At 38.4% G+C, this 16,394-nt stretch carries 18 protein-coding genes and 1 pseudogene; 11 read left to right on the forward strand and 8 right to left on the reverse strand.

Annotated elements, in window-relative coordinates; all coding sequences use genetic code 11:
* Window positions 1-125: 125 nt before the first annotated feature.
* The 6 genes from ACIFOT_RS27400 to ACIFOT_RS27425 all read left to right on the forward strand — a co-directional run bounded on the left by ACIFOT_RS27400 (window position 126) and on the right by ACIFOT_RS27425 (window position 4,987).
* Window positions 126-632, forward strand: coding sequence for a CotY/CotZ family spore coat protein (locus ACIFOT_RS27400; protein WP_430070605.1), 507 nt, complete (start codon window positions 126-128; stop codon window positions 630-632).
* A 270-nt stretch (window positions 633-902) separates the two neighbouring features.
* The gene (locus tag ACIFOT_RS27405; RefSeq protein ID WP_430070608.1) at window positions 903-1,631 is read left to right on the forward strand and encodes an amino acid ABC transporter ATP-binding protein; all 729 of its coding nucleotides are present in this window, start codon (window positions 903-905) and stop codon (window positions 1,629-1,631) included.
* 15 nt (window positions 1,632-1,646) lie between these two features.
* Window positions 1,647-2,453, forward strand: a complete 807-nt coding sequence (locus ACIFOT_RS27410; RefSeq protein WP_430070611.1) for a transporter substrate-binding domain-containing protein — start codon at window positions 1,647-1,649, stop codon at window positions 2,451-2,453.
* 321 nt (window positions 2,454-2,774) lie between these two features.
* Complete coding sequence (locus ACIFOT_RS27415; RefSeq protein WP_430070614.1) at window positions 2,775-3,413, forward strand: amino acid ABC transporter permease; 639 nt, start codon at window positions 2,775-2,777, stop codon at window positions 3,411-3,413.
* 12 nt (window positions 3,414-3,425) lie between these two features.
* On the forward strand, window positions 3,426-4,088 hold the full coding sequence (locus tag ACIFOT_RS27420) for an amino acid ABC transporter permease (RefSeq protein ID WP_430070617.1): 663 nt from the start codon (window positions 3,426-3,428) through the stop codon (window positions 4,086-4,088).
* Window positions 4,089-4,207: 119 nt separating this feature from the next.
* Window positions 4,208-4,987: a DUF3891 family protein gene (locus ACIFOT_RS27425; protein ID WP_430070620.1), complete on the forward strand. Its 780-nt coding sequence runs from the start codon at window positions 4,208-4,210 to the stop codon at window positions 4,985-4,987.
* A gap of 12 nt (window positions 4,988-4,999) precedes the next feature.
* On the opposite strand, the gene ACIFOT_RS27430 is transcribed toward ACIFOT_RS27425, so the two are convergent.
* Complete coding sequence (locus ACIFOT_RS27430; protein ID WP_430070623.1) at window positions 5,000-5,635, reverse strand: DNA-3-methyladenine glycosylase; 636 nt, start codon at window positions 5,633-5,635, stop codon at window positions 5,000-5,002.
* Between the two features lie 175 nt (window positions 5,636-5,810).
* Between ACIFOT_RS27430 and ACIFOT_RS27435 the strand changes: the two genes are divergently transcribed.
* A complete protein-coding gene (locus tag ACIFOT_RS27435; RefSeq protein ID WP_430070625.1) occupies window positions 5,811-6,683 on the forward strand; it encodes a nuclease-related domain-containing protein in 873 nt (290 codons plus the stop codon).
* A gap of 283 nt (window positions 6,684-6,966) precedes the next feature.
* Here the strand turns inward: ACIFOT_RS27435 and ACIFOT_RS27440 are convergent, their stop codons facing one another.
* From ACIFOT_RS27440 to ACIFOT_RS27450, 3 genes are all read right to left on the reverse strand, one after another.
* A complete protein-coding gene (locus tag ACIFOT_RS27440; protein ID WP_430070628.1) occupies window positions 6,967-7,893 on the reverse strand; it encodes an AEC family transporter in 927 nt (308 codons plus the stop codon).
* Between the two features lie 18 nt (window positions 7,894-7,911).
* Window positions 7,912-8,229, reverse strand: a complete 318-nt coding sequence (locus ACIFOT_RS27445) for a hypothetical protein (protein ID WP_430070630.1) — start codon at window positions 8,227-8,229, stop codon at window positions 7,912-7,914.
* A gap of 148 nt (window positions 8,230-8,377) precedes the next feature.
* Entirely contained in the window at window positions 8,378-9,250 is an 873-nt protein-coding gene (locus tag ACIFOT_RS27450) for a LysR family transcriptional regulator (protein ID WP_430070633.1), read from the reverse strand.
* A gap of 182 nt (window positions 9,251-9,432) precedes the next feature.
* Between ACIFOT_RS27450 and acpP the strand changes: the two genes are divergently transcribed.
* The 3 genes from acpP (at window position 9,433) to ACIFOT_RS27465 (ending at window position 11,807) form a co-directional block, all read left to right on the forward strand.
* Window positions 9,433-9,663 carry an acyl carrier protein gene (gene acpP, locus ACIFOT_RS27455; RefSeq protein ID WP_430070636.1) on the forward strand — a complete coding sequence of 77 codons (231 nt, stop codon included), beginning with the start codon at window positions 9,433-9,435 and terminating at the stop codon, window positions 9,661-9,663.
* 547 nt (window positions 9,664-10,210) lie between these two features.
* Window positions 10,211-10,885, forward strand: a complete 675-nt coding sequence (gene rpiA, locus ACIFOT_RS27460; RefSeq protein ID WP_430070639.1) for a ribose-5-phosphate isomerase RpiA — start codon at window positions 10,211-10,213, stop codon at window positions 10,883-10,885.
* A gap of 106 nt (window positions 10,886-10,991) precedes the next feature.
* Entirely contained in the window at window positions 10,992-11,807 is an 816-nt protein-coding gene (locus ACIFOT_RS27465; protein ID WP_430070642.1) for an EcsC family protein, read from the forward strand.
* 60 nt (window positions 11,808-11,867) lie between these two features.
* Here ACIFOT_RS27465 and ACIFOT_RS27470 read toward each other — a convergent pair whose 3' ends face one another.
* The 3 genes and pseudogenes from ACIFOT_RS27470 to ACIFOT_RS27480 form a co-directional block, all read right to left on the reverse strand.
* The gene (locus ACIFOT_RS27470) at window positions 11,868-12,044 is read right to left on the reverse strand and encodes a hypothetical protein (RefSeq protein WP_430070645.1); all 177 of its coding nucleotides are present in this window, start codon (window positions 12,042-12,044) and stop codon (window positions 11,868-11,870) included.
* Window positions 12,045-12,104: 60 nt separating this feature from the next.
* Window positions 12,105-12,974: pseudogene (locus tag ACIFOT_RS27475) on the reverse strand (MBL fold metallo-hydrolase).
* A 15-nt stretch (window positions 12,975-12,989) separates the two neighbouring features.
* Window positions 12,990-13,622, reverse strand: a complete 633-nt coding sequence (locus tag ACIFOT_RS27480) for a hypothetical protein (RefSeq protein WP_430070648.1) — start codon at window positions 13,620-13,622, stop codon at window positions 12,990-12,992.
* Between the two features lie 595 nt (window positions 13,623-14,217).
* On the opposite strand from ACIFOT_RS27480, the gene ACIFOT_RS27485 reads away from it, so the two are divergent.
* Window positions 14,218-15,591 carry a dipeptidase gene (locus ACIFOT_RS27485; protein WP_430070651.1) on the forward strand — a complete coding sequence of 458 codons (1,374 nt, stop codon included), beginning with the start codon at window positions 14,218-14,220 and terminating at the stop codon, window positions 15,589-15,591.
* A gap of 95 nt (window positions 15,592-15,686) precedes the next feature.
* Here the strand turns inward: ACIFOT_RS27485 and ACIFOT_RS27490 are convergent, their stop codons facing one another.
* On the reverse strand, window positions 15,687-16,322 hold the full coding sequence (locus ACIFOT_RS27490; RefSeq protein ID WP_430070654.1) for an FMN-dependent NADH-azoreductase: 636 nt from the start codon (window positions 16,320-16,322) through the stop codon (window positions 15,687-15,689).
* Window positions 16,323-16,394 lie beyond the last annotated feature (72 nt).

Genomic DNA, 16,394 nt, shown 5'->3' on the forward strand with positions numbered 1-16,394 from the left:
AGACAGGGGGACAGTACTTGGGCTTGTGGCCAAGCCTCTCTTGTTGAACCACGAGAACCGTCCCTATAGGATTAGCGTATGTTATTAATGTAAGATAATTAATTAAAATGAAGGAGGAAACATATATGGGAAATAGAATGGGCCATGATTTTGATGGTCACTGTGTGTGTGAGGTCGTTCGGACCATAAATGACATACAAAACAATGCTGTTAGTCCAACGGAATGTACAGGGTGTTCTAGTTGCTTTAATGAGCCGCTTGGTTCATTAGTATCACCAACAGAAACTGAACCGTTCGATACTCGTGTTTTTGTTTTATCAAATGCTGATGGTTCTCCGTTTCATGCATTTTTTAGTGGTGAAAACGAAGCATGTGTATCCATCTTCTTCCGTGTAGAAGAAGTCTTTGATAACTGCTGTGCTACCCTTCGAGTCTTAGTACCTGGTAATGGCGACAAAGGCAGATTTTGTCCAGTCTATCTTGTGTCCAGCAAAGGCAGATGCTGTATCGATCTTAGAAAAGTCTGCGAAGTAGATCAATTCATGGCAAGCAACGACTGTGTTACAGTGGATTTAAAATGCTTCTGCGGTGTCCAATGTATTGCCGATGTTTTTTTAGATATTTGCGGCTAACATTATTATATTTGAAATTTGCCTCAGCATTAAACCTTCATTTTTATACCCCATTTTTAAAAGGTGCGCCATTTTTGGCACACCTTTACACCACACATATATCAGCAGTATCCTCTTTTACATATTTTTCATTTAGTTAAAAACTCCTAGCTAAAACGAGTAAATGGTCGCGGTTTGATTTGGACAAGGCCTGAATATACTCTAAGTGATTCTAAAATTTTCCAAAATGGAACTTTTACCACTATTAGGTTTTAGAACAGGAGGTCATAAATGATTGTATTTGAACGGGTAAATAAGTTTTATGGAGATTTTCACGTCTTAAAAGATATAAATCTTACCATCCATCAAGGTGAAGTAGTTGTCGTAATTGGTCCATCCGGTTCCGGAAAAAGTACGTTGCTGCGCTGTATCAATCATTTGGAAACCATCTCGGAAGGGAAGCTCACCGTAAATGGGATATCTGTAGGAGATAAAAAAACAGATATCAATCAGCTGAGGCGTAATATCGGCATGGTTTTTCAGCATTTTTATTTATATCCCCACAAAACGGTGCTTGAAAATATTACTCTAGCTCCCAAAAAAGTATTGGGTCAATCCGAAAAAGAAGCGAAGGAAACAGCCAAACATTATCTAGATAAGGTTGGGATATTAGGTAAGGCGGAAGCCTACCCATCCCAGCTTTCCGGCGGCCAGCAGCAGCGTGTAGCCATAGCCCGCGGCCTCGCCATGAAACCGCAAATCATGCTTTTCGACGAACCTACCTCGGCACTGGACCCCGAAATGATTGGTGAAGTCCTGGATGTAATGAAAACACTCGCCAAGGAAGGCATGACGATGGTCGTGGTCACTCACGAAATGGGCTTTGCCCGGGAAGTTGCTGATCGAATCGTCTTTATGGATGAAGGGAGAATTTTAGAAGAAGCAGTTCCGGCTGAATTTTATGAGAATCCCCGTGAAGAACGGGCTCGCCTATTTCTCAGCCGTATTTTAAATCATTAATGGGAGGGAAATGAATTGTTCAAAACTAAACATTTCGTAAAATTGGTGTTGGTAACCATTGTGGCTGCCTTATTTCTTGCTGGCTGCGGAAAGGACAAGACCACTTCTGGTTCCAGCAAGGATGTACTTGCCAAGATCAAAGAAGATAAAAAAATCGTGTTTGGCGTTAAATATGACACTCGTTTGTTTGGACTGAAAAATCCAAAGACTGGTGAGGTCGAAGGATTCGATATCGATCTTTCCAAAGCACTGGCAGAGGAAATGTTTGGTAAGGATGTTAAGCCGGAGTACGTTGAAGTGACTTCGAAAACGAGGGTAGGCCTCCTGAATAACGGCAAGGTGGATGCAGTTGTCGCCACGATGACCATTACGGAAGAACGTAAAAAAGAAGTGGATTTCACTGACGTCTATTTTGATGCCGGTCAATCCCTGCTTGTAAAAAAAGGCAGCAAGATTCAAGGCTTGCAAGACTTGAAAAAAGGCACGAAGGTGCTGGCGGTGAAAGGCTCAACTTCTGCAATCAATATTCGTGAGAAGGCTCCTGAAACCACTGTCCTCGAATACGAAAACTATGCTGAAGCTTTTACAGCTTTAAAGGCTGGTAAGGGTGATGCCCTGACTACAGATGATTCCATCCTTTATGGTATGGCCGAAGAAGATCCGTCCTTTGAACTGGTTGGAGGAACTTTCACCGAAGAGCCATACGGGATTGCGGTTAAAAAAGGCAATCAAGAGCTTGTCGATGCGTTGAATAAAGCATTAAAAAGCCTGAAGGACTCTGGAAAATACGATGAAATTAAAAATAAATGGATAAAAAATTAAGAGTCTTTTGCTAAAGTGTGTTCTATTTTATGATTCGCTGATAAACCCTCAAAATCCGCTGATAAAGTGGTTTGATTCGCTGATAAACCCTAAGAATTCGCTGATAAACTTTCAAAATTCGCTGATAAATTAATTTGACGCATCAATAAAGTGTAATTTTAAAGAAGTAATTGCTAATTTTAGGAGATTATTTGCTGTAAAAAACTAATTTCTTTACGAAAATAGCCAAAAAACAATGATTTATACCCGGTTTCTCGTTGGGATGGGGAGTCGTCTGCTTGCAACGGAACTTCCCTTCCTGATTTATGAGGAGGAGATCGATTGCTGGATTTCACGATATTAACGAATCATCTGGATTCCTTTTTGGAAGGCTTAAAAATAACCCTTATTTCTAGTTTAATAGCTTTACTATTCAGCTTTATATTGGGAACCCTTCTGGCGATCATGCGAATTGCCCCCATTAAACCCCTTAACTGGCTGGGGACGGCCTATATTGAATTTATTCGTAATATACCTGTACTGGTTATCGTGTTTTTCACCTATTTAGCCGGAAACTTTGGAGGAATGATTGCAGGAACCATCGGATTAACCGTCTACACGGCCGCTTTCATTGCTGAAGCCATCCGGGCCGGAATTCTGTCAGTACCTAAGGGACAAATGGAAGCCGCCCGATCGACAGGCTTGAGTTATGGTCAGGCCATGAGATGGATTATACTCCCCCAGGCTATAAAAATCGTTATCCCTCCCCTTGGCAACCAATTTATTAATTTAGTAAAAAATTCATCCTTGTTAGCTGTTGTCGCAGGCGGCGATTTAATGTATCAAGGGGATTTAATATCGGCTAAAACATACGTCACCTTTGATACTTATATTTTTGTAGCCTTATTTTATTTAGTTTTAACCATTCCTTTAAGTCTTGGCGTCAGATTTTTAGAAAAGCGCCTGGCTAGAAGTAATTAAGGAGGTTTAGTGATGGATTTTCTAGCCCCTTTCATGGAAGTCTACAGGCTCGATAATTTGAAATTTTTGCTAGAGGGTTTTGGGATCACTTTAAAAGTTGCTGCCATTTCTATTCTGCTCAGCTTCCTTATTGGCGGTCTTATTGGCACGCTTAGGTATATGCAGATTCCAGTCGTTTCTCCTTTATTTGCTGTGGTGGTTGAGACGATTCGAAACCTTCCCTTGCTGCTGATCATATTCTTCACCTATTTTGCCTTGCCTGAAATCGGGATTGAAATGGAAATTTCTACTGCAGCGATCGCAGCATTAACGGTTTTTGAATCAGCCATGCTGTCAGAAATTATCCGAAGCGGATTGAACTCAATAGAAAAAGGCCAGATTGAAGCAGGACGTGCTTCAGGGCTTAGCTACCTCCAGACCTTACGTTATATCATCATGCCCCAAGCTCTGAAAAGAATGGTCCCCCCTATTGTCAGCCAATTTATTTCTCTGCTTAAAGATACATCGTTAGCAGTCGTCATCGCGTTGCCGGATTTATTGCACAACGGACAAATCATTTACGCCCAAAAGGGATCTTATGTAATACCTGTTTTTCTTCTTGTTGCATTTATGTACTTTATTGTAAATTATGGGTTGTCACTTGTTGCGAGAAGGTTAGAATTAAAGCAAACATAACAAGTCCGGCTCCTATATTGGGCTGGATTTTTTCGTATTGCAAAAAATAAATAATCCTTTGAAATCAATCTTAATATACATCTTATACGATGAAGAAAAATAGCAGAAAGGATGAGAAAATGATTATTCGGGAACGGGAACATAGCTTTATCATGATCACCCAACATGACCATGCCAAAATATCAGGGGAAATTGCGCAAAATTGGAAGGATTCTTATTTTAATGGCGTCGAAAGAAAAGCGGAAGTGGTGCTCGGCATTTATGAACATGATCGAGGCTGGATTGAACCAGATGCCGCTCCTTTATGGTATAGCAACAAGCAAAAACCGCACTCATTTATAGATTTCCCCCTTGACTTAAAAGTTTCTTATTACAAAAAAGGGATCAATGAAGTCGAAAAAATGAGCAAATATGCCAGTCTACTTTGCAGTTTACATTATGCCTCGTTTCTTCAATATGAAGAGGATCCAATCGGAGTAAAATTTGTAGAGGACGAAATCACCAGGCAGCTGCACTTATTAAAACATTGTGGGATATTAGGAAAAATGAGTAAGGAAAAGCAGTTACAGTACCATCTAAACATCTTAAAATTCTGTGATAACCTCTCACTATATATTTGCTTAAACGAACCCGGAGCAAAAAAAGAAAAAGAGCATCCCTTTTATCATAACGGCATCTCACCTTCTTTCTCGTTTGCCAAAAATAAGCCTATCCAGGTCAAATGGTCTGATCAAGAAACGGTCTCGCTCTCGGTGTCTCCTTTACAAAAAGAAGTACAAGTGCAATTACTATATAAGGAAGTTAACAAAGAAGATATATTGGCGAACGGACTATTATCAGCCTATTCAAAAACCCCCTTTTCCTATAAAAGTGTGACGTTGGCGGCTGGTGTAAACTAAGAAATGCCGCCCTTAGTTGTGTTGATCAATCACATACTCAGCCTTTTGATGCCGCGAAACAAATTTATTATTCGTAACCCAGAAACGCCAAGGATAATCCCTGGCCTCACCTGAATTATCAATTCCAATCCGTTTCCCAGCGGATATGCTTTCCGGACAAAAGCCTTTGGCAATATATAATGGTGAAATAGTCAATGGGTGTCCATAGTCGGCCATTGTAATTCCCAATGATTTTGTCAGTTTACCGGGCCCGTCCGTCAGTTTTCTCACATCATCAATGCCTCTCCTGTTTTTCATCAGATCGATGCCGTTTACGGGTTCAAGGGCCCGAATCAAAACGGCTTCAGGATTTTCTTCTCCTCCACTGACTACATTGAAAAGGCAATGTGTATGCATTAAATAAGTATAGGCAAGGCCGGAAGGATGGAACATGACCTCCGTTCTTGCAGTCCGTCTGTTATTAAAGCTGTGCGCCGCCCGATCACTTGGACCGATGTAGGCTTCAGATTCTACAATATATCCAGCCGCTATCCCCTCATTCGTTTCTTTCACAAGGAGGCATCCGAGCAATGCCTTTGCCAGTTCAAGTGTAGGCTGTTCAAAAAACGACTGCGGTAATGGAACAATTTCTTTAGCCAAATCTCCCAAATTGGATACCCCCACAAAAATGATTGAACATAGGAAATAAATCGTATGGTATGAATTTACCATTTTATTATTAAATTTCAATTTCTTAGTCGATTGTCAAAAAAATTGTTATAATATAGCACAAATGGAAGATGTTCGATGAACCGTCGATTTCTGTAGAAAAAGGAGAAAAGCAATGATCTGGTTAATTATTTCTACACTATTACTTGCTGCATCGGCTGCCTGGTTATGTTTTACAGTAAAAAAAGAAAAAGCTAAACAAAAAGAATTGAGAAACAACCATTTCGAAGAGCTTACTGCTATGAGGGAGATACAAAAAGCATCTATGGAAACGGCCGCAGCCACCTATGATGAGAAAGTCTTCCTTTTGTCTGAATCCTACCAACGTGAAATGGAAAAGCTGATGATTGAAAATGAAGAGATCCGAAAAAATTATCGAAACCCTGGGGAAATCAAAACCCATCAACTACTAGAAAATTTTAAAAATGATTTAATTCGAAAAAGAATTATTCCGCCAGATGAAATGATTATCATGCCAAATATTTTTATCCCGGAAGGTAACGGAAGTACCAAGCAGATCGATCACCTTATACTTTTATCAACTGGTATCTATTTAATAGAAACCAAACACTGGAAAGGCCATATTGTCATGGGATTAGATCGGATGGGCAGCCACAAGTTTTCTTTCTTAACAGATTTAGTAGACCGTGAAAAAGAGGAGACGCTCATCTTTGATAAAGGTGATTCGGGAGAATTAACCGTAAGAACATTAGATAACCCCATTTGTCAGATTCAACAGACAGCCGTCCTCCTATCCAATTATTTACAAAGTCAAGAAATTAAAACATGGATCAACACTTTGGTGTTTTTTAATCACGATGAAAAGGAAGTTCACGATTGGTCCGATAACAGCATCGTAAAGCGGATTACGAATCAAGAGCAATTACAACAGTATTTTATTCATGAACTCACATCCCGAGATAGAATATACGGAGCTTTTCAACTTAAAAACATAAAGGATATTCTCGAAAAAGCAAATTATATTTAACTGGTAACCCACTAGTGTCTGGTCATAAAACTTGTTTTAAAGAATATCTATGTTAATAGGAAACGTAAGTCTTAACTTTTACATGGAGAAGCCAGAGGAATGAAACTCACTTAGGTTAGGAGGGGAGCTAGGATAAGCCTTGAGGTTATGATCCAGTTGCTGACACTTATAGTGATGATCATTGGGCTGGCTGTAAAAGACAACAATTAAGACTTGACACCGCAAAAAACGAACCACTGTAATGGTGAGTTCGTTTTTTGTTTTTAAACTAACTAATAACTATTTAAGAAAATAACAAATGAGCAGAAAAAATAACTGTGGTTACTGTCATCATACTGAATACTGTAGATAATAATACGGTTTGTGCTGCATATTCAGGATGATTTCCATACTCCAGTGCAAACAACGAACTATTTCTTGAAGTTGGAAAAGAGCTCGCTATCAACAATGACTGTGCAGTAGTCCCCTCCAGATGTAATGTTAAAATAATGATGAACGCAATACATGGTGACAAGATTAACCGTCCAATAAGGCTAAGGACTAAAGGGAGCGAAAAATTCCTTATTTTTAGGAAAGCACTTTGTGCCCCAAGCGTAATTAGTGCGATTGCTAGAAATGCATTTGAAGTATTTTTAATAGGAGTCCAAATGTATTCTGGAATTCTTATTGAAACTGCATGGAGAAAAACTCCGAACAAAAATGCGTAGAAGACAGGATTTTTCAAAAATGCTTTTATCGCTTGAAATTTTGCCTTATCAACCGAAACGGAATTAAATAATCCATATGTATAGGTTAGTAGATTTTGAAAAATCATGACCACTACTTGGATTGATAGTCCAAGAGGATTTTGCTGAAAAACAACCTGACTGACGGGTAATCCAAAGTTCCCCGAATTGCTAAGGACTACACTGTTTTTAAAGGTAGCTGACAGACTGCTCTCTAATTTCGCCATTTTAGATATTCCTGTGCTCACGATCATTAGACAAAGACTTTGTATGATAAGGAAACTAAGAATATCCAGGAGAGTATCTCCTCTTATTTTACTCTGATATACATTGGAAAAACTCACAGCAGGCATAAGTAAATAGGAATTTAATTTAGATAAGGTATTCATGTCTAATTTAAATTTTCTATGAAGAAAAGCTCCAACTCCAATAAGAGCAAATATGGGTAAAATAACATTTAAAGTTATATGAAATAAAAGGCTCATAAAATCATCCTCTCCATTTTAAGAATAATAAGGGTCAAATATTTGAATAAAGATGCAATAGTCATTGTTATATTTTATGGTAAATGCTATGTCATACTGTCCACTGGTTTCTCCGGAAATCTGTTTGATGCCGCAAAGCGGCAGACAAAAGTATTTTCCTGTTTTCGGTTCGCTGAATGTTATTCTCCCAGCCTGGATATGAATTTTTGCTTTTTTAATGTAGCTCGTAAAACTAAATCCTACGGTCCCTTCAATTTCATCCTTTAGGATGGCATCGAAATCTTTCCCTTCATGTTTCATTAAAAATGAAATCAATTTCTTTGAATTGCCCTCCAATACCTCTCACCTCTCATCCATTTCATTTTAAAAACAATATCCAAACAGTTGAAATACCAATAAATTATCGATATCTATTCAAAAAAGGAATGACAACTTTTCTGGATTTGCTCAAAGAAAAAAAGCCTGAGCATTTGCCCACGCTTTCTTAAATAGTAGATTTAAAATCCATTTTTTTCACAAATTCTACAAACTCATTTATTACCTTAGTCTCAAGCGATTTCTCATGATAGAACATCCATGTTCTTCTTACAATAGGATTTCCTTTTTTATCTTTTAGAATGATCCGATTAAGGTTTTGAAGATCCTGTACAAGAACACTAGGAAGTATTCCATATCCCAAACCGTTCACTACCATTTCCTTGCATGTATCGGCTTTATCCACTTCCATGCCAATAAAAGGTGTCTTTGAAAATTGCCCCCTCCACCAATTATCAATCATGGTCTTTAATAAAGCATCTGTTTCATATTCAATTCTCGGTAATGAAGGCAGGTCACGCAGTTCAATTTTTTCTAAAGATACGATACAGAGATTTTCTTCAAAGAGTAGAATTTTTGAATCTAACCACTGATAGTCACCACGGACCATCCCAATATGAACATCTCCATTATAAACAAGATTAAACACATCCCTGCTCCATCCAGTTGTAACTTTATAATTTACTTTTGGGAACTGTTCACGAAAAAGCTTTAAAAGGTGTGGCAGCTTGTGCCTTGTTATGTAATTTGATACCCCTAATCGTAAGGTTCCGCTAACCTCTTCATCCATATTAGATACTGTATCCTTAATTTGTTGGAGACGATACAGCATTTCCTCCGCACATTGAGCTAAATATTCTCCTTGGGGTGTAAAGTGAACACCTTTTGTTCCCCGTTTGACAATTTCTGCTTGATATTCCTTCTCTATTTGTTGAATTTTTTTCGTTAATGATGGTTGGGATATATATAAACTCTCAGCCGTTTTCGTGATATTCTTTTTTTCATATAGCACCTTTAAGATTATCCAATCCTGTTCATCCATTTGTTTTATCCCCTTCATTACTTTTGAATTAACAATTATCATTAAATTACTAATAGATTAACATATAATAAACAAGAATAAGGATTAATAACCCTAATGGTAAATTGGAAATAGATTTATGTTTTACGTACCAAATTAGCTTGTTATAATGGTGTCTATGAAATACATAGGAGGATACCGCAATGACCACATTTGAAAAGTTAAAGCCCATTATCGCAGACCAACTGGGTGTGAATATGGAGGAAATCAAACCAGAATCATCATTCAAAAATGATTTCGTAGCTGATTCGCTTGATATGGTGAATCTGACAATGGAAATTGAAGATGAATTCGCGATCGAAATAAGTGACAAAGTTGCGAAGACGCTTCAAACGGTTGGAGATGTCGTAAACTTTATTAATAACCGTAAGTAAAATAATGAAGGCGGATAGTCCCATGTACTGTAGACAAATGTAGTGCAGAAGGCATCCGCTGAATCCTTTTACACAAACTTCTACTATCACCACATTAACCCCTTCGATATTTTTTCTATCCATTAAGCTATATCTTAACCCAATAATAAAAAGAGAAAAAGTTAAGAAATCCGTAATACCGTTCTCTTTTTTTTGCATAAGATAATATTAAATATAAAAACTATTAAATTCTTTACGTGAAATTTAGGACAACCTCTTTTCAACTTCTGCTATTAAATTATCATTTTGGAGGTGTTAGGTTGGACGAGGAATGCATTCTCCCTTATGAAGACACCATTTTTTGTATACACTGTGGACTTCCAATTGACTTTGGTGAACCTTATTTCATCTATGTAGAAAAGGATGTAAAAGGTCATAAGGTTTATTGCTGCGATGAATGCTCATAATAAAAATGCTTTACCTTAATAAAGTGGCTTTACGTCACTTTTTTTATTTGAGGCTAGAATTGTACAAAATATATTGAAGATAATTTTTTAAAAATGAGGGAATGAATTTGAATGAAAAACAATTAGCTGGCGAAGAAGCAGTTCGCTACATTAAAGATGGAATGACTGTGGGATTGGGTACTGGTTCTACAGTTTATTACAGTTTGATGAAGTTGGGAGAGCTAGTAAAGAATGGGTTAAAAATCAAGGGTGTTTCTACCTCCAAATCGACAACAACATTGTGTGAACAGCTAGGAATTCCCTTATTATCGATAAATGAGATCGACAGAATTGATTTAACTATCGATGGAGTAGATGAAGTAGACCACAAATTTAATGGAATTAAGGGCGGCGGCGGCGCACTGCTGTTTGAAAAAGTTGTTGCTTCTATTTCAGATAAGGTGATTTGGGTTGCTGATTCAAGTAAGGTATCACAAAGTATCGGACATTTTCCTTTGCCCGTTGAAATCGTTCCCTTTGGATATGTTCATGTACTACAAACGCTGGAAAGTCATCAACTTCATCCTCAATTAAGAATGAAGCAAAATGAAATCTACAAAACGGATAGCGGGAATTATATTGCAGACCTGCACTTGAAGGCAATAGAAAATATGGAACAATTAAGTTCATTTTTAAAAAATATGACTGGAGTAGTTGAACACGGTTTGTTTCTAAATGTTGTTGATACATTAATTGTCGGGGATCATGATCATGTAAACATAACCAGTGTAAAATAGAAATTTCGTTATCCAACTTCAATGAGTTTTGAAATATTTGAAACTCCTTTGTATTTTATACGTATACTAATAAAATCTATTTTTTAAAAACATATGGAGTTGGTTTATGTTGGAAACGACTGATTTTTTAAAGGCAGAATTAAAGAAGATTGAGGATTGGGAGAACGAGCAAAAGGATTTATGGTTTTGGGAGAAAATTGGCCGTCTGCCCTTTAAGCTGCTGGATAAAATTACGCCAAAATTCATACAAGAAAAAATTGGATTGGCGATTGATGAATTAGGAAATTACATACAAACGGGCGGACAATATTTAGTCAAGGAAGAAAGCATTCTAAAGAAGTTCTCCCCAAAAGAATCTTTACCTGGGCAGGAGCTGCTGCGAATTGAGGACCTGGACCAGGTTTCCCTCAGCAAAATGGATGAGGTTGCAAATGAAATCAAAAATTCACGGACAAAATTTGCAACCATCCAAGGAGCAACAACAGGGATTGGCGGGCTTTTTACTTTAGCGATTGATGTTCCTGTCCTTTTAGGATTATCCCTTAAAGTATTGCAGGAGATGGCCATTAGTTACGGATTTGATCCTAAAGATAAGGCGGAAAGGATCTTTATTGTAAAATGTCTGCAATTTTCGTCCTCCGATATTGTTGGGAAAAAGGCTATTTTAGAGGACCTTTCTTCCTTTCAGGAAGAGAACCGGAACAATCAAATGATTTCACAATTACAGGGATGGCGCGAAGTTGTGACTACCTATCGCGATAATTTTGGCTGGAAAAAGCTTTTTCAAATGATCCCGATTGCCGGGATGGTATTTGGTGCCTTTATTAATCGCTCTTCCATTGGTGATGTTGCCGAGGCTGGTCAGATGTTATTCAGAAAGCGAAGAATATTGGAACGGATTAACCAATTAGAAAAAGTCTAATGATAAAAAGGGTCAATTCTATCAAATGAATTGCACCCTTTTTATTTATCCAATATTGATTCATTCGGATTTTTCGTTTGGATCCTCCTGATAATGCTCATTTAAATAAGAGTTCTCTCCAGTTGCAAAATTCACCGAAAGTAAACTCATTTCCGGATCAATTCCATATAGTCCTTTAAACTCTTTATTGACCATTTCACCACTTTGAAATTGTGGGTATTTTTCATTATCCTTCATTTGTTCACCTCTTTTGATTATTTTTATACTATTGTCTGCGTTTGTTGGAATAACATTCTTCTAAAGTGATATTTGGGATTTTTTATAGCCATTAACAAAATCTTCTACGGTTTCGATTTCGTCTTCAGTTAGCACACGTCCCACATCATTTCTTTACGCTTCCAATATTCTCTGTTTAACTCCTTCAAAATTATCTGTGTACCTTGCAATCGTTCTGAGCATTCGGACCTCTTGATCGAACTCTTCCTTTGAAAGCGGCTTCCAATGGGAAAGAATATACGTTTCAGCATCAAATGTCTCCAGCTTATCTAACAGCTCAAGCGTTCCTTGAACCGTATAGTTTCGTTTTGGTGAAAAAATATCAGGATAAATGGAGTCTCCGAGAAATAAGATTTTCTCTTCTTTTATATAAGCGACAACAGAATCTTGAGCATGATTCCCGCCGACATGCTGCAAAATGCAGGTCACATCGCCAAGGTCTACTTCCATTGTGCCTTCAAAGGCTACAACTGGCAGGGTAATCACGATATTACGATGCTCAGGAAACTCCTTCTTTATAGCCGACGCACAAAATTCAATTTCAGTACCCTTTTTTACCCTTTCATCTATAGCATCATCAGACCAGCTAAGTGGAAGCAACTTCTCAATCTCCCCTTTCGTTTGCCTCGAAGCAATCGAAACAGCCCCATTTAAAGCCGAAAGACCAAAAATATGATCCCAATGCCAATGAGTCAGAACTACCATGTTCGGTTTCGAAACCTGCTTTTTATAAAGCTCCTTTAAAAAATAATCAGCGTGCGCTTCTGAATTTCCGGCATCAATCATTAAATTTTTATGTTTTCCGACGACCATCCCAAGAATTGGCCGATCTGTCTCGGAAACTGGAGTCATATACCAAAATCTCTCGCCAATTTTCTTAATCGATTGCATGATATGGTCCCTCCCTTATTTTTTCATTCTCCGTAAGTAAGATCGTATGATTACAATTGCTGCTAAAGGAAGGATCAGCCAGAGCCAATTAAAGGATGGGTTATTCTCTTCTTCATATGTGTCGTCATCAAAACTTGTATAATCCTCATTAGAAGATGCTGTTTCGATTACTTCTGTCGCACCTGTATTCGGTTGATCTTCATTAAAAGTAACGGTTTCTGAATTTGAATCTTGAACTGGCTCCTCATCTGGTATTTGTACGTCCATACCTTCTAAATCCGCTAACGTATAAACGTTCCCTTGTTCATCTTCATATGTTGGTTCATCATCGTATGAATCATTTAAAAGTAATACAGTCGATCCGAAAAGAAGCGTTTTGGATAGCACATCTCCAGAAAAATACCGTGTTGCTTTTGGATATTTTGTCGTGAGTGAAGAATAAGATGGCGGATTTGTTGTTGTGTTCTTTGTACTGCTGCTTGAGGTCTGCTTTGTAGGTGAAGAAGGCGGAGCAGAAATAGACGGTTTGGAAACACTTGAACCGGATCGACTAGTACCGCCTGAACGTGTTTTTGCTTCCGGAAAGGTATTGCCAAGTATAAAACTCAAGAAAATGGCCGCAAGTAAACTAACTATAACTTTTTTCATAAATTTTCCCCCAGTTACTAATATTTACAATATTTAATACCTTATTTTAACATTTCATTAATTTAGTAGATATATTTAATTATTAATAAGGAAACAATTTTAATATATAAATTGAGCCTTCACGGACACTCTAAATAGCGCTCCTTCGGGCAATGAAACCACCTTTCATTTACCTTAAAGATAAAAATTGTCCTCCCTCGGGCAATGAAACCGCCTTTCATTTACCTTAAGGACAAAAATTATCCTCACTCGGGCAATGAAACCGCCTTTCATTTACCTTAAGGACAAAAATTATCCTCCCTCGGGCAATGAAACCGCCTTTCATTTACCTTAAAGACGAAAATTCCTCACTTGCGGGCAATGACCCATAGACAGAGCCCTTGCTACTCATTTTTCCTTCGTTAACGGCACTCTGAACTCACCACACTGCCCTTCTCCCTTTTTTTACAGCCATCTCGGACACTCTAAAGTTCCCCCATCGCCAAGAACAAATAGAAAACCATAATATAGATGAAGGCTCTATTTCTAAGGAGGAAAAATTCTATTTAAAAAGAAATAGATATAAAGAAGTCATATTAATAAGGAGTGTTTTACATTGGATCAAGCAATTCTTACATATCTATCGGAAAACAGAGAAAAGCATTTAGCGGAATTGAAGGAGTTTTTGGCAATTCCGAGTATTAGCTCGCTTCCTGAACATAAGGATGATGTTCAGAAAGCAGCCAATTGGGTTGCGAAGTCACTTCAAGAAATCGGGATGGAAAAGGTTGAAGTCCATCAAACGAATGGCCACCCTGTAGTCTATGGTGAATGGTTAAACGCTGAAGGAAAACCGACCGTTCTGATTTATGGCCACTACGATGTTCAGCCTGTTGACCCGCTTCATTTATGGGACAGCCCGCCATTTGAGGCGGATATTCGCGATGAGAAGCTCTATGCGCGCGGGGCTAGTGATGACAAAGGCCAGGTGTTCATGCATCTCAAAGTGTTGCAAGCTATTTTTAAAACAACAGGAACCCTGCCAATCAATGTTAAATTCCTAATTGAAGGTGAAGAAGAAATCGGCAGCCCTAACCTGCCTTTATTCGTTGAGGAAAATAAGGAATTATTATCGTCCGATGTGATTGTTATTTCTGATACGAGCATGTTGGAGCGCGGCAAGCCAGCTATTTGCTATGGATTAAGAGGCTTATGTGGAATACAAATTGATGTAAAAGGTCCAAAAAGCGACCTCCATTCTGGATTATACGGGGGCATGATTCAAAATCCTATCCATGCTCTAGTGGGGATTGTGAATTCGTTCCGCAACGAGAAAGGACAAATCACAGTGGAAGGCTTTTACGATAAAGTGGCGAACTTAACCCCTGCCGAAAAAGCGGCTTATGAATCACTCGGGATTACCGATCAGTCTTTTATTGATCAACTAGGTGTTCCTGCAATGTTTGGAGAAGAAGGCTATACCACCTTGGAAAGAACTTGGGTCCGGCCGACACTAGAAGTGAACGGCATTTATGGCGGCTTTCAAGGTGAAGGCATTAAAACTGTTCTCCCAGCGGAAGCACATGCCAAAATCACCTGCCGACTCGTACCTGATCAAGATCCTGATGAGATTGTCGAACTCCTGCAAAAGCATGTACAATCCCATACCCCACCGGGAGTAACGGTCAATGTGTCTCTTTTTGACAAAGGCGCCGCATATGTTACACCATTTGATCATCCGGCCATTCAAGCTGCCAAAAGAGCTTATGAAAAGGTGTATACAGTTCCCACCTCCTTTACACGTGGAGGAGGATCGATTCCAATTGTGGCCGCTTTCGATCAAATTTTAGAAAAACCAGTAGTGTTGATGGGATTCGGATTGCCAGACGAAAATTTCCATGCACCGAACGAGCATTTCAACTTAGAGAATTTCGATAAAGGAATGGAAACACTATCTTATTATTGGTATGAGCTTGAACAATCACTATAAAAAGCAAAAGGGCTGCTCCATGGGAGATGGCCCCTTTTTTATCAAAACTATCAAAATAAAAAAAAGCCAACCCTATGGTTGACCCTTGTGCAAAATTAAAAGGTATGTGCTAAATCCTTTGCCCGAGCAATCGCATTTGCTTTAATTTCTTGTGCTTTATCCGGCATAGCATTTTGTCCCTCTACAAAGATTCCTTCAAAGGATGGAACTCCAAAGAATTGCATTATCACATTTAGGTAACGGTGTCCCATTTCCAATTCAGCAGCAGGACCTTCAGAATAAAATCCGCCGCGAGCTTGAATATGGAGCGCCTTTTTATCTGTCAATAAACCAACTGGACCTTGTTCTGTGTATTTAAACGTTTTACCAGCAACAGCTACTGCATCAAGATACGCTTTCATGACTGGCGGGAATGAAAAATTCCAAAGCGGGGTTACAAATACATATTTATCGGCTGCAATAAATTGCTCCGATAATTCAGAGAGTCGGCCCACTTTTGCTTTCTCCTCTGAAGAAAGTTCCTCGAAGCCTTGCCCTGATCGAAGTTTCCCCCATCCGCTGAACACGTCAGCATCAATATGTGGAATATTTTCTTTAAAAAGGTCAATATGCACAATTTCATCAGTTGGATTTACTTCTTTATATGTTTCAATAAATGAGTTTCCAACTGCCATACTATATGACTGAGCGTGATCATGCGGATGAGCCGTGATGTACAATACTTTTGTCATTTCTATCCAATCCCTTCATAATTAAATAACTATCATATTAGTTGCTATAGCAACTACAAGACCTGCTCATTC

The sequence above is a fragment of the Neobacillus sp. NRS-1170 genome (genome assembly GCF_050468025.1).